The organism is Actinoplanes utahensis (genome assembly GCF_016862455.1).
GTDB lineage: Bacteria > Actinomycetota > Actinomycetes > Mycobacteriales > Micromonosporaceae > Actinoplanes > Actinoplanes utahensis.
Genome location: NZ_BOMZ01000042.1, coordinates 77,744 through 90,450, shown reverse-complemented (window position 1 = coordinate 90,450; position 12,707 = coordinate 77,744). Strand labels below are relative to the sequence as shown.

At 71.8% G+C, this 12,707-nt stretch carries 15 protein-coding genes; 6 read left to right on the top strand and 9 right to left on the bottom strand.

Features of this window, described 5'->3' with window-relative positions:
• The first annotated feature begins 3 nt into the window (after window positions 1–3).
• Both Aut01nite_RS15655 and Aut01nite_RS15650 read left to right on the top strand, forming a co-directional pair.
• Window positions 4–591, top strand: coding sequence for a hypothetical protein (locus Aut01nite_RS15655; RefSeq protein ID WP_043532154.1), 588 nt, complete (start codon window positions 4–6; stop codon window positions 589–591).
• Window positions 592–781: 190 nt separating this feature from the next.
• Window positions 782–1,609 carry a DUF4142 domain-containing protein gene (locus Aut01nite_RS15650; protein WP_236643116.1) on the top strand — a complete coding sequence of 276 codons (828 nt, stop codon included), beginning with the start codon at window positions 782–784 and terminating at the stop codon, window positions 1,607–1,609.
• Window positions 1,610–1,676: 67 nt separating this feature from the next.
• On the opposite strand, the gene Aut01nite_RS15645 is transcribed toward Aut01nite_RS15650, so the two are convergent.
• Together Aut01nite_RS15645 and Aut01nite_RS15640 are read right to left on the bottom strand one after the other, a co-directional pair.
• Entirely contained in the window at window positions 1,677–2,744 is a 1,068-nt protein-coding gene (locus tag Aut01nite_RS15645; RefSeq protein ID WP_043531965.1) for a hypothetical protein, read from the bottom strand.
• Entirely contained in the window at window positions 2,741–3,229 is a 489-nt protein-coding gene (locus Aut01nite_RS15640) for a SigE family RNA polymerase sigma factor (protein ID WP_043531963.1), read from the bottom strand. Before Aut01nite_RS15640 ends, Aut01nite_RS15645 begins: the two co-directional genes overlap by 4 nt.
• A 68-nt stretch (window positions 3,230–3,297) precedes the next feature.
• Here Aut01nite_RS15640 and Aut01nite_RS15635 point away from each other — a divergent pair, with 68 nt between their 5' ends.
• Window positions 3,298–3,900, top strand: a complete 603-nt coding sequence (locus Aut01nite_RS15635) for an MBL fold metallo-hydrolase (protein WP_043531961.1) — start codon at window positions 3,298–3,300, stop codon at window positions 3,898–3,900.
• A gap of 177 nt (window positions 3,901–4,077) precedes the next feature.
• The gene (locus Aut01nite_RS15630) at window positions 4,078–4,731 is read left to right on the top strand and encodes a DUF3159 domain-containing protein (RefSeq protein ID WP_043532151.1); all 654 of its coding nucleotides are present in this window, start codon (window positions 4,078–4,080) and stop codon (window positions 4,729–4,731) included.
• On the opposite strand, the gene Aut01nite_RS15625 is transcribed toward Aut01nite_RS15630, so the two are convergent.
• Window positions 4,713–5,291, bottom strand: a complete 579-nt coding sequence (locus Aut01nite_RS15625; RefSeq protein WP_043531957.1) for a hypothetical protein — start codon at window positions 5,289–5,291, stop codon at window positions 4,713–4,715. The two genes, Aut01nite_RS15630 and Aut01nite_RS15625, sit on opposite strands and share 19 nt — an antisense overlap.
• Window positions 5,288–5,800: an RNA polymerase sigma factor gene (locus Aut01nite_RS15620; RefSeq protein ID WP_043532149.1), complete on the bottom strand. Its 513-nt coding sequence runs from the start codon at window positions 5,798–5,800 to the stop codon at window positions 5,288–5,290. Before Aut01nite_RS15620 ends, Aut01nite_RS15625 begins: the two co-directional genes overlap by 4 nt.
• Before the next feature lie 110 nt (window positions 5,801–5,910).
• Between Aut01nite_RS15620 and Aut01nite_RS15615 the strand changes: the two genes are divergently transcribed.
• The gene (locus tag Aut01nite_RS15615; protein ID WP_201775629.1) at window positions 5,911–8,043 is read left to right on the top strand and encodes a molybdopterin oxidoreductase family protein; all 2,133 of its coding nucleotides are present in this window, start codon (window positions 5,911–5,913) and stop codon (window positions 8,041–8,043) included.
• A gap of 25 nt (window positions 8,044–8,068) precedes the next feature.
• On the opposite strand, the gene Aut01nite_RS15610 is transcribed toward Aut01nite_RS15615, so the two are convergent.
• Window positions 8,069–8,812 (bottom strand): SDR family NAD(P)-dependent oxidoreductase, encoded by a 744-nt coding sequence (locus Aut01nite_RS15610; protein ID WP_043531954.1) that lies wholly within the window; start codon window positions 8,810–8,812, stop codon window positions 8,069–8,071.
• A gap of 131 nt (window positions 8,813–8,943) precedes the next feature.
• Between Aut01nite_RS15610 and Aut01nite_RS15605 the strand changes: the two genes are divergently transcribed.
• Window positions 8,944–9,090, top strand: a complete 147-nt coding sequence (locus tag Aut01nite_RS15605; protein ID WP_173476737.1) for a hypothetical protein — start codon at window positions 8,944–8,946, stop codon at window positions 9,088–9,090.
• A gap of 122 nt (window positions 9,091–9,212) precedes the next feature.
• Here Aut01nite_RS15605 and Aut01nite_RS15600 read toward each other — a convergent pair whose 3' ends face one another.
• From Aut01nite_RS15600 to Aut01nite_RS15585, 4 genes are read right to left on the bottom strand one after another with little or no spacing between them, the layout of a single operon-like run.
• The gene (locus Aut01nite_RS15600) at window positions 9,213–9,806 is read right to left on the bottom strand and encodes a response regulator transcription factor (RefSeq protein WP_043531953.1); all 594 of its coding nucleotides are present in this window, start codon (window positions 9,804–9,806) and stop codon (window positions 9,213–9,215) included.
• Window positions 9,803–10,948 carry a sensor histidine kinase gene (locus Aut01nite_RS15595; protein WP_152629071.1) on the bottom strand — a complete coding sequence of 382 codons (1,146 nt, stop codon included), beginning with the start codon at window positions 10,946–10,948 and terminating at the stop codon, window positions 9,803–9,805. The genes Aut01nite_RS15600 and Aut01nite_RS15595 overlap by 4 nt, the downstream gene beginning before the upstream one ends.
• A 17-nt stretch (window positions 10,949–10,965) precedes the next feature.
• Entirely contained in the window at window positions 10,966–11,718 is a 753-nt protein-coding gene (locus Aut01nite_RS15590; protein ID WP_043531951.1) for an ABC transporter permease, read from the bottom strand.
• On the bottom strand, window positions 11,715–12,650 hold the full coding sequence (locus tag Aut01nite_RS15585; protein WP_043531949.1) for an ABC transporter ATP-binding protein: 936 nt from the start codon (window positions 12,648–12,650) through the stop codon (window positions 11,715–11,717). Before Aut01nite_RS15585 ends, Aut01nite_RS15590 begins: the two co-directional genes overlap by 4 nt.
• Window positions 12,651–12,707 lie beyond the last annotated feature (57 nt).

The window sequence follows — 12,707 nt, the reverse complement described above, 5'->3', positions numbered from 1 at the left end:
CGCGTGCCGGAGGATCTCGGGGAATCGCAGAGCGGGCCGTGGCCGCAGTTCCTGGCCGCGCCGGTGGTGGCGCCGCCGGAGCCGTGGCGGCGGGCCGGCCGGCCGATCGCGGTGGGCGGGCTGATCGGGGCCGGGTTCGGCGTGCATCCGGGGACCGGCCGGGATCTGCTGCTGGCGGCGTCGCACAGCGGGCTCGGGCTGTTCGACACGGTCACCGGGGAGCGGCTGGCCCGGGACTACGACAATGAACTCGCTTGGCCGGCCGACGACGATCTGACCTGTGCCGGGATCGGCGCGCTCGCCGGGACGCGGGTGCGGATGGCCGGACTGCTCGGCGGCGGCCTGCACCGGGTGGCGCCCGGCGGCTGGGTGGTCGACGTGGTCACCCCGGACTGGCCGAAGAGCCGGGTGCTGTTGGCGACCGGCTTCGGCCCCTGGCGCGGGGACCACGGTGAGACCTGGTGGCACGTCTTCCACGCCGGGGTGACCGAGCTGCGGGCCGCCGGATTCTCCCCGTCCGGGGACACCCTGATCGCGGCGACCAGCAGCGATGTGTCGATGTGGACGCGAGCGCCGGCCACGCCCCGGTGATCTCGCCGACGGTGGCCGGGCCGGGCCCACGCCCCGGCGCCCGGGAGTCCGCCGCGTAACGATCTTCCAGATTTCGGGTGACAGAGGTGATCCGTTCCGGTCGGACCTGCGTATCTCCAGGCGTCCCGCACGTGTCGACGGCGTTCAATGATCGTTCCGGCGGCGTGTTGCTTGAGTCATGGAGGTTCGCGTGGCATCTGCCGGTTCCCCGTCCGCGTGGCGCCGTCTGTGCAGCACGGCACTGTTCGCCGCCGTGCTGGTCCTGCTGGTTCCGGAGAAGAGTCTGGCCGCTCCGGACGTGCCGGTGCCGCCCGAGGGCCTGCTGACCGATCGGGGCGCGGGCGCGCTCTCGGCCGCCGACAAGGACTTCGTCGTCAAGGTCCGGCTGGCCGGGCTGTGGGAGATCCCGGCCGGCGAGATGGCGCAGGAGAAGACCACCACGGCACGGATCAAGCAGATCGGCAGCAGCATCGCCGACCAGCACCGGGCGCTCGACGAGCTGACCCGCAACGCCGCGAAGAAGCTGAAGATCAGCCTGCCGAACGAGCCGAACAGCGACCAGCAGGGCTGGCTCGACGAGATGGAGGCGGCGCAGGGCGAGGAGTTCGACGCCATCTACATCGACCGGCTGCGGGCGGCACACGGCAAGATCTTCCCGGCGATCGCGTCGATCCGGTCCGGTACCCGCAACGACACGGTCCGCAAGCTGGCCCAGCAGGCGAACCAGTTCGTCATGACGCACATGACGCTGCTGGAGAGCAGCGGCATCGTCGACTTCGCCGCCCTGCCGACCGTGCCCGCCCCGTCGGCGGCCGGTAAGGCGGTGGACGCCAAGGCGTCGGCTCCGGCCCAGGTGCTGTCCGCCAATGATCAGACCCAGCTGGCCGGCGGGAACATGCCGCTGATCATCGCCGCGCTGGTCGGTGGCCTGCTCGCGGGTGGGCTGGTGACCTGGCGGATCGCCGGCAGCCGCCGCCCGGGCTACCGCTCACGGCGCCACCGGTATTACGGCGGCTGACCCGGTATCCCGCGTGTGGAGTCACGGCGCGTAGGGCGGCCGGACTCCACACGGCTCGGGGGTGGGGTCAGCGGGGGAGCCAGGAGACGTCGGGGGCCGGGCCGATCCGGATCTCGTCGACCACGCGGATCAGGTCCTCGCGGCGTTTCGACGCCCACGGCATGAGCCGGACGTGCAGCCGCCGGCCGCCCAGGTCGACGACCGCGTTCGGGACCCGGAACCCGCACGAGGTCGCGCTGCCGGCCGGGCTGTCCGAGGAGCAGGGCGCCTCCTCGTACGCCCACAGCAGCCCCGGCCGCCCCCGCAGGGTGACCTTCTCGGCGTCCCGATCCGGCCATGTCAGCGACGTCAGCAGCGCTTCGACGGCGTCCCGGTCCTCGCCGCCGGTCTCGCGGCGGCGCAACGCCTGGTCGTAGGCGCGGCCGGTGCCGTTGACGTCGACCTGGAGGGGGCCGCCGCAGTTCTCCGGCAGCCATCCGAACGACAGCGACACCGCGACGGCCGACTGCCCGTCCGGCCGGATCGAGGCGGCGACGTGCCGGGCGATCTCCACCCGGTCCTTCTCCTGGTGCACCGACACGTTGAGGATCAGGCCGTCGCCGACCTCCACCGACACCTGGTGCGGGTTGGCGCCGTCCGGGTTGAGCCAGGCCTTCCGGCCACCGAGCGTGCCGGGCTTCATCCCCGTCACGCTGTCCGCGGTGCGGGCGCCGAGGAAGAGATGGATCGGGTGCTCCTCGTCCGAACCGCGCAACCACGAGCGGGTCTGCGCGACCGGCCCGGTGCCCGGCACGGTCGCGACACGGCTGGTCTCGGCGTACCCGGTGGGCATCCAGGTCGGCCGGTAGAGCATCGTGGCCCGGGCGGCGGCCGGGCCCGCGGACGGTGACGGGGACAGCGACGGTGCCGGGCTCGAGGGCAGGCCGGCCGTCGTGGCCGGGGGCGCCGGCGGAGCGGGCCGGCGGGGCCAGGCGGCGATCCCGCCGGCGGCCGCGGTCCCGGCCGCGGCGGCCGCGACCAGCAGACTCCGGCGCTGCCGCTGGTTCCGGGACCGGGTCATGATCCGGGTGGCCAGCGGGGCCGGGTCGTGCGCCCGGCCGGCGATGGTGAGCAGGGCGTCGTGGAGCTCGTTCATCGGGCTTCTCCCAGCGTGGCGGCTTCCAGGCGGAGGCGGGCGAGGGCGGTGGACGCGTGGGCGCGGACCGTCCCGGGGCGGCAGCCCAGCAGGTCGGCGATCTCCTCGTGGGTGTGACCCTCGAAGTAGCGCAGCACGATCACCGCGCGCTGCCGGGGCGGCAGGGCGGCGATCCGGCGGATCAGGTCGTCGCGGTCGGTGCGGGCCTCGTGCGGGTCCACCGTGCCGGCCCGGTGATCGAGCTGCTCGTGGGTCATCGGCACGACCCGCCCCCAGCGGCGGCGGACCGAGAGGAACTCGTTCAGGACCATGCGTTTGACGTACGCCTCGGGCTGATCCGTGGCGGCGATCCGCCGCCACCGCGCGGACGCCCGGACCATCACCTCCCCGACGATGTCGTCGGCTTGATGTGGATCGCAGGTCAGTACGGTCGCGTACCGCAGCAGGGCGTGCAGCCGTGCCCCCACGAATTCCTCGAATGTCATGCCCGGAAGACGCTCCGATGGGGAGAAGTGTTTAGCGGTTGCCGGACTTTTGCCGGAGAATCCGGGGAATGCTGCGAGTGGATCACGGTGTCGTCGCGGGCACCTTCAGCCTGGACGGTCAGACTTTCGATGTCGACAACAACATCTGGGTGGTGGGGGACGACGAGGAGTGCGTGGTGATCGACGCCCCGCACGACGTGGACGCGATCCTGGCGGTGGTCGGTGAGCGCCGGCTGATGGCGATCGTCTGCACCCACGCCCACGACGATCACGTCCGGGTGGCGCCCGACCTGCGGGAGCGGACCGGCGCCCCGATCCTGCTGCACCCGGCCGAGTGGCCGCTGTGGGAGCTCACCCATGGCTCGGACGTGTGGTGGAACATCGACCTCGCCGACGGCGCCCGGATCGAGGTGGCCGGTTCGGCCCTGGAGGTGCTGCACACGCCCGGCCACGCCCCGGGCGCGGTCTGCCTGCACGCCCCCGACCTGGGCTGCGTGTTCACCGGCGACACGCTGTTCAACGGCGGTCCCGGCGCGACCGGCCGTTCCTACTCGGACGCGGATCTGATCGTCGCGTCGATCCGGGAGAAGCTGTTCGCCCTGCCGGGGTCGACCGTGGTGCACACCGGCCACGGTGACGACACGACCATCGACGCGGAGCGGTCCCGCTAGGGTTCTGCCGGCCGAAGGGGTAGCCGGCGCCACCGCATCCGGCCCGCAGCGGGCGCTGCGGCCGTAACCGTCGCCCACGTCGCGGGGATTGCCACGGGACGTGGGTGGCCCGTACGAAATCATGGTGTTGACGTTGACCTGTTAGGCTGCCCTAACCTCATCAGGGGGCGGGTGGAGATGGCGCAACCGGAATCGCTGGCGGAGTTGCTCAACGGGCGGCGGGCCGCGGTGGACGCGTCCTTGCCGGCGATCGGGTTCGTGGCCGGCTGGCTCGCGTTCGCCGAGTCGATCTGGGCCGGTTCGATCGCCGCGGTGATCGTCGCGATCGGCCTGTCGGTGTGGCGGCTGCGCAAGGGCGACAAGCCGCGGGCCGTGCTGATCGGCCTGTTCGTGGTGTGTGTGGCGGCCCTGATCGCGCTCGTCACCGGCAAGGCGGAGAACTTCTTCCTGCTCCAGTTGCTCAGCAACGGCGCCAGCGCGCTCGCCTGGATCATCAGCATCGTGATCCGGTGGCCGCTGCTCGGCCTCGTGGTCGGCACCGTGCTCGGCCAGCGGACGCGGTGGCGGCGCGATCCGGCGCTGCTCAAGGCGTACTCGCGGGGCAGTTGGGTGTGGGTCGCGCAGTACGTGATCCGGGTGGCCGTGTTCCTGCCGCTCTACCAGGCGGGGCAGATGGCGGCGCTGGGCACCGCACGGGTCGTGCTGAGCGGGCCGCTGGTGGCGGGGTGTCTGGCGGTGAGCTGGTGGGTGATCCGCCGCACCCTGCCGGCGGATCACCCGGGCCTGCGTCATCCGGTCGTCGACGCGCCGGTTCAGAAGGCCGCCTCGTAGAGCTCCCGCAGCCCGACCGCGTCGGCCTCACCGCTGTAACCGCAGATCAGTACGGTGCCCTTCGTCGAGGCGACCAGGTACTTCTTGCCCTGCTCGAACGTGCCGCTGCCGAGCATCTGCTCGGACGTCTCCCCGGTCTGGGCCACCCGGGCGCTGGTGGTCCGACGATCGCCGCGGAAGAGTTCGGTGACGTCGAGGTGGACCGTGCCCCCGTCGATGCGGGTGACCGTTCCCTCGAAGGCGAAGTCCGAGATCTCGGACAAGCGGCCGGCCTCGGGTTCGCGGCATTTGGCGCTGACGCCGCTCGCGGTGAGCTCGGCCTCGAGCGCCTGCGTCGTCTTCACGACGGGCGCCGGTTCGGACGGCCGGGTCATCGCCCACGCCGTGCCCGCGGCGACCAGGACCAGGGCCGCGGCGACGGGCAGCGCCCACCGGCGGGTGTGTGTGCGGGACATGGTTTCCTCCACGAGGCGTGAGACCTGCTCCGGAGCGGCCGGTTCCAGCGCCGCCGCCGGGTCGGCCCGGCGCAGGCGCGCCCGCAGATCGTCGTCGTCGGTCACGGCCGGCTCCTCTCTGTCGCACCCTCATGTCCGGAAGCGGTCAGATGCTTTCGCAGTTTCTCCTTGGCCCGGTGCAGCCGGATCGACGCCGCGTTCGGGGTGATGCCGAGGACCACGGCGATCGCGGCCGGGGTCAGGTCCTCCCATGCCCACAGCCGCAGCAACTCGGCGTCCTCCGCCCGCAGGTCCTTCAACAGGTCCTCCTCCGGCGGGACCGGGCCGTCCACCACGGCCCGCGGCGGGTCGAGGCGGGAGATCCGGGAGAGCAGGCGGAACTGGCGGCGGTGACCGCGTTCGGCGTTGGCGAGGCAGTTGCGGGCCACCCCGTACGCCCAGGGCAGATGTTCCTCCGGCATCTCGTCGAGACGCCGCCAGCAGATCAGCAGCGTCTCGGAGAGCACGTCGTCGGCGGTCGCCGGATCGGTGCGCCGGGCCAGATAGCGGCGTACGGCGTCGATCACCGCCGGCGCCAGGGTCTCGAATCGCGCCCGGCGCGAGTCGATGTTCACGGGGTCCACCTTCGTACATGTCCGGCAGGCGGACAGGTCTTTCATGGGTCCGATCTTGGCCGGGCCGTGGCAGGATACCGGTCAGTAACCCAGTGCCGGGGAGGCTCACCGTGCGGACCGCGTATCGAACATGCCCGCTCTGCGAGGCCGCCTGCGGCCTGGCGCTGACCGTCGACGGCGACCGGGTGACGGCGGCCCGCGGCGACCGTGAGCACGTCTTCAGCCACGGGTTCGTCTGCCCGAAAGGCGCGACGTTCGGGCAGCTCGTCGACGATCCGGACCGGCTCCGCTCGCCGCTGGTCAACGGCGAGGAGGCGAGCTGGGAGGACGCCTTCGCCGCGGTCCGCGCCGGGTTGCGGCCCGTTCTCGAGACGTACGGGCCCGACGCCGTCGCCCTCTACCTCGGCAACCCGAACGCCCACACCATGTCCGGCGGCCTTTACGTCCCTCCGCTGATCAGGACGCTGGGCAGCCGGAACGTCTACTCGGCCAGCACGGTCGACCAGATGCCCAAACACGTCTCGTGCGGCTTCATGTTCGGCAACCCGAACCTGATCCCGGTCCCCGATCTGGACCGCACCGACTTCCTGCTCGTCCTCGGCGCCAACCCGTGGGAGTCGAACGGCAGCCTGGCCACGGCCGCCGACTTCCCGGGCCGGCTGAAGGCGATCCAGGCGCGGGGCGGGCGGTTCGTGGTGGTCGACCCGCGCCGCACCCGGACCGCCGAGCACGCCGACGAGCACCTCTACATCCGGCCGGGTGCGGACGCGTACCTGCTGTTCGCCATCGTGCACGTCCTCTTCGGCGAGGATCTGCTCGACGTCCCGGAGCATGTGGCAGGCGTTCCGGAGGTCCGCGACCTCGCCGTGGCCTTCACCCCGGACGCGGTCGCCGATGTCTGCGGGATCCCCGCCGACCGGATCCGACGGCTCGCCCGGGAGCTGGCCGCCGCGCCCACCGCGGCCGTCTACGGCCGGATCGGCACGTGCACCGTCGAGTTCGGCACCCTGACCAGCTGGCTCGTCGACGTGATCAACACGCTGACCGGCAACCTGGACCGGCCCGGCGGGGTGATGTTCCCCCTCGCCGCGCACACCTCCGGACGGCCCGGCAAGAAGACCGGCTGGACCACCGGGCGCTGGCACAGCCGGGTCCGCGGCCTGCCCGAGGTCAAAGGCGAACTGCCGGTCGCGACCCTGGCCGACGAGATCGAGACGCCCGGCGACGGGCAGGTCCGGGCGCTGATCACGGTCGCCGGGAACCCGGTGCTGTCCACCCCCAACAGCGGGCGGCTGGACCGGGCGCTCGGCGGGCTCGACTTCATGGTCAGCGTCGACCCGTACCTCAACGAGACCACCCGGCACGCCGACGTGGTGCTGTCGCCGGCCGACGCCACCCGTAAAGGACACTACGACTTCGCGTTCCTGACCCTGTCGGTGCGCAACTTCGCGGCGTACTCCCCGCCGGTCCTGCCCCGCGACCCCGGCACCCCCGACGAGTGCGACATCCTGGCCCGTCTGTCGCTGATCCTCGCCGGGCAGCCGGACGGCGACCCCGCCCTCTTCCACGACCACCTGCTGCGGCAGGCGCTGACCCGGCTGCCCGCCGACCAGCACGATAAGATCACCGGCGACCACCCGGCCGAGCGGCTGCTGGACGTGGCGTTGCGGACCGGGGCGTACGGGCTCACCCTGCGCCAGCTGCTCGACAACCCGCACGGCGTCGACCTCGGGCCGCTGCAACCCCGCCTCCCGGACCTGCTGCGCACCGCCTCCGGCAAGGTCGAACTGTGCCCGCCGGAACTGGCCGCCGAGACGTCCCGTCTGCTCGCCGCCTTGGACCGGCGCCGCGACGACCTCGTCCTGATCGGGCGGCGGCACCTGCGCTCCAACAACAGCTGGATGCACAACGTGCCGGCCCTGATCAAAGGCCGGGACCGCTGCACCCTGCAGATCCACCCGGACGACGCCGGGCGGCTCGACCTCGCCGACGGCGACGCCGCCCAGGTCACCTCACGGGCCGGCAGCCTGATCGCACAGGTCGAGGTGACCGCCCGGGTGATGCCCGGCGTGGTCAGCCTCCCGCACGGCTGGGGACACGACCTGCCCGGCACCCGCCTGTCCGTCGCGGCGACCAGGCCCGGCGTCAACTCCAACGTCCTCACCGACGAACTGGTCATCGACCCGCTCTCCGGCAACAGCGTCCTCAACGGCATCCCCGTCGAGATCAAACCGGCGCCGTGACCGTCCACCGCGCCGAACCCGGTCGTCAGACCGAGAAACCGCCGTCGACGTTGATCACCGCGCCGGTGACGTACCGGGCGCCGTCGCCGGCGAGATAGGCGACCGCCGCCGCGATCTCGGCCGGTGTCCCGTACCGGCCGAGCGCGGTGAAGCCCGTGATCGTTGTCGCGGCCGGGCCGTCAGCCGGGTTCATGTCGGTGTCGATCGGGCCGGGGTTGACCAGATTGACGGTGATGCCACGCGGGCCGAGGTCCCGGCTGAGACCCTTCGTCAGCCCCACCAGGGCGGTCTTGCTCATCGAGTACAGCGAGAAGCCCGGGAACACCGTACGTTCCACCATGTTGCTGCCGATGGTGATGATCCGCCCGCCGTCACCCATGTGCCCGGCCGCGGCCTTCGAGGCGAGGAACGGCGCGCGGACGTTGACCGCGATCATGCGGTCGAACTCCTCCCGCCCGAGATCCTCCACCGGCCCGACGAAGAACACCGCCGCGTTGTTGACCAGGACGTCCAACCGCCCGAACTGGGCGACCGTACGGTCCACCGCGGTGGTCACCGCCGCCGGGTCGGCGCAGTCGACTTGCAGCGCCATACCGCGGCGGCCGAAGCCCTCGATCTGTTTCATCACGACCGCGGCCTGATCGTCGCGGTGCTGGAAGGTCAGCACCACATCAGCGCCGTCCTCGGCCAACCGCGCCGCCACGCCGGCGCCGATCCCTCGGCTCCCGCCGATCACCAATGCCACTCTGCCGTCGAGATCGTTCGTCATGCGTCCACTGTCGTCGACACGCACGTGCGGAGTCTGGCGGCAATCGGACCCGGCGGTGGCCGGGTGGTTTGGCGGTTCCCGCCCTCGGGGTACAGCGACGCCGCTCTCCACCCCCGACCCGAGGAGCGAACATGTCCATCCAGGGATTCCTTTACATCATCGCCGTCATCCTGCTGGTCGTGGCGGCGCTGCCGATCACCACGCGTGGACTCAACCTGGCGCTGCTCGGAGCGGCTTTCGCGCTGCTCGGTTACTCCTGGGAGACCATCACCGCCTGAGCACTCGGCGCGGCTGCCCAGCACGAGCCCGGTGGGCTGGGCAGCCTTGATCGACGGGAAGTCCGTGCTCGTCAGGTGAAGTACTCGTCGCCGGCGAGGACGGCGTCCAGCCGGCGTTTCCCTCAGATCCAGCCCATTCTCTGCGCGTGGTTGATGGCGGTGAGCCGGTTCGGGGCGCCCAGCTTGGTCATCGCGTTGGAGAGATAGTTGCGGACCGTGCCCTCGCTCAGGTGCAGCTGGGCGGCGATCTCGGAGACCGGCAGCCCGGAGGCGGCGAGGGCGAGGGTGTCGCGTTCGCGGTCGGTGAGCGGGCTGTCGCCGGCCATCATCGCCGACGCCGCCAGCTCCGGGTCCAGGTAACGGCCCCCGGCGTGGATCTTGCGGATGGCGGAGGCCAGCTCGGCGCTGGACGAGTCCTTCGGGATGAAGCCACGGACCCCGGCGGCGATGGCCCGGCGCAGATAGCCGGGACGGGCGAACGTGCTCAGGATCAGCATCGCCCGGCCGGGAAGCCGCTCGGCCACCGACAGGCCGTCCAGGCCGGGCATCTCGATGTCGAGGACGATCACGTCCGGGTCGTGGGCGGCGACCGCGGCCACCACCTCGTCCCCGCGGCCGCACTGCGCGACCACCGTCAGGTCCTCCTCGAACTCCAGCATCATCGCGAGAGCCTCGCGGATCAGATGCTGGTCGTCGGCCAGCAGCACTCGGATCATGCGGCACCGGCCGGAGCGACCGCGCGGACCAGGAACCGGCCGTCGCCGGTGGGCTGGGCGGTGAGCGAGCCGCCGACCGCGGCGAGCCGCTCCGCCAGCCCGGCGAGACCGGTGCCGCCCGGCACGCTCTCCGCGGCCCCGTCGTTGATCACCTCGAGGACCGCGGACCCGTCCGCGGACCGCAACGTGATCGTGCACCAGCGGGCCTTGCTGTGCCGCAGGATGTTCGTGGCGCTCTCCCGGACCACCCAGGCGAGCGGGCCGGCCGCCTCCGGGCTGACACCACCGTCCGGCAGGTCGACGTCGCAGCGCACCCCGTCGGCCTCCAGGATCGCCCGCACACTGGCCACCTCCGAGGAGAGGTCGAGCACCCGGTAGCCGCGGACGGCCTCCCGGATCTGGCGCAGGCTGTCCTGGGCGAGCCCGCGGACCGCGGCCATCTCCCCGGCGGCCCGCTGGGCGTCGATGGTGGTCAGCTTGCCGGCCAGCTCACTCTTCACGGCGATCACCGACAGGCTGTGCCCGACCAGGTCGTGCAGGTCGCGGGCGAACCGCAGCCGCTCCTCGGTGACCGCCAGCCGGGCCTCGGCGTCCTTGCTGGCGTGCGCCTGCTCGGTCAGGTCGAGGATCCACACCCACAGCCGGTTCGCCCACGGCAGGGCGAAGCAGAGAGCCGAGTAGATGACCGCCACCGCGGCCAGCGGGATGGGATCCAGGCCCGGGTTGAACCGGTAGACCAGCAGGCAGACCGCGACGGTGCCGGCCGACAGCAGGATCGTCACCGGCCGGCTGGCGCGGACCGGGACCACGCTGATCCAGGCGGCCGCCAGCAGCCCGGCGCCGGCCGGGCTGGCGTCCAGAGCGATCAGCACCACCAGGACGGCCACCCCGGAGGCCACGGCGTGCCACCGGCTGCGCCGGTCCCGGCTCGGCCAGCCGATCGACAGGTCGCGCGCCAGAGCGAAGCCGGACCAGGTGAAAACCCCCAGGCCGAGAAGGGCGACGGCGATGCGGACCGGCTGCACCGCGTCCTCGGCGACGTAGTAACCCACACCGGCGAGGACACCGAACCAGCCGAGGAACAGGCTGGAGCGCAGACTCCACATGGTGATGCGTTGAGCTCGATGCACCGCGCCGGTCATGGCGAACACCTTAACTTTCAGCCGCGCCGGGGATCCCAGCGGAAGTACCGCCGGGCCAGTTCGGCCGCGACACCCACCCACACCGCCAGCACCGCCAGCGAGCGCAGCGTCTCCGACCACACGACGTCACCCAGATAGCCGGCCCGGATCACCTCGGCGACCGGGGTCATCGGCAGGAACTCGGAGATCCGCTGCAACTGCTCGGGGAGCGCGTCGAGCGGCACGATCACGGGGGAGAGGATCAGGGAGAGCAACATCACCGGTACGGTCGCCAGCTGCGCCAGCTCACCACTGGAACTGAACCCGGAGACGGCCATCGACAGCAGACTGAACAGGACCAGTCCGCCGAGCGCCGCGACCAGCACGAGCAGCGGATTGGTCGGCAGCCCGACGCCCAGCGCCACCGCCGCCACCCCGACCGCCAGAGCCTGCACCAGATAGACCACGGCGGCGCCGAGCGCGCTGCCGCCGAGGATTGCGAGCGCCGAAGCCGGCCCGCCGAGCAGCCGTTTCAGCACCAGCTCCTCGCGGCGGGAGGTGTAGAAGCCGGCCAGGTTGACCAGCGGGGCATAGACGAGCAGGGCCGCGAACTGGCCGGTCACCATGTAGTCGAGCTCCTCCTTCCCACCCTGCTCCCGCACGGAGAAGATCAGGAAGGCGGTGACCAGCAGTGGCATCAGCACCGCGTTGGTCAGCGCGGAGCGATTGCGCACGATCAGGGTGAGGTCGACCCGCGCCAGCCGCGCGGTGTGCTTGAGCTCGGTCTTCATCTGGTCTCCTCGACGATGCTCAGGAAGACGTCTTCCAGGGAGGCGGGGCGGACCGCGAGCCGGTCCAGCGTCACGCCGGTCTCCGCGGCCCAGGCCACCAATGACGCGACACCGCGGTGGGCGCGGGCGTCCGGGTCACCGCCGGACAGCGTGTAGCTCGCGGTCGGAAGGCCGTCGGCGACGGCGATCTCCGGAGCCAGGCCGTCGAGGCGGGGCAGCGTGTCGATCGGCGTGTGCGACGGGACCCGGAACGTGATCCGGTCACCGTGGCCGGCGACCACCTCCGGCACCGTCCCCAGGATCCGGATCTCACCCCGGTGCATGATCGCGATCCGGTCGGCGAGGCGCTCCGCCTCCTCCAGATAGTGCGTGGTCAGCAGCACGGTCGTGCCGGCGGAGACGAGATCCTGGATCAGCCGCCAGGTGGCGAGCCGCGCCTCCGGGTCCATACCGGTGGTCGGCTCGTCGAGGAACAGGACCTCGGGACGGCCGACGACGGCGAGGGCCAGGTCGAGGCGGCGCTTCTGCCCGCCGGACAGTTGCCGAACCTGAACGCCCGCCTTGTCCAGCAGATCCACCTGTTTCAGGGCGTCGTCCGCGTCCAGCGGCTGCTCGTGCAGGTCACGCCACAGGTCGACGGTCTCGGCGACGGTCAGGTCACCGATCAGGCCGCTCTCCTGCAACATGATCCCGACCCGGGGGCGCAGAGCCTTGCGCTGCCGCCACGGGTCGGCGCCCAGCAGCCGGACGGTGCCTCCGGTCGGCTTGCGGAAACCCTCCAGCACCTCGATCGTGGTCGTCTTGCCGGCCCCGTTCGTGCCGAGGAGGGCGAACAGCCCGCCGGCCGGAACCTCGAAGTCGATGCCCCGAACCGCCTCGAAATCGCCGTACCGCTGGCGAAGCCCGTCCACTTCGATGGTCTGTGTGCTCATGCCTCAATGGTTCGCGAGAACGGGAGGCGGTGGCAGTCGCGGGTATCAGCGATCATC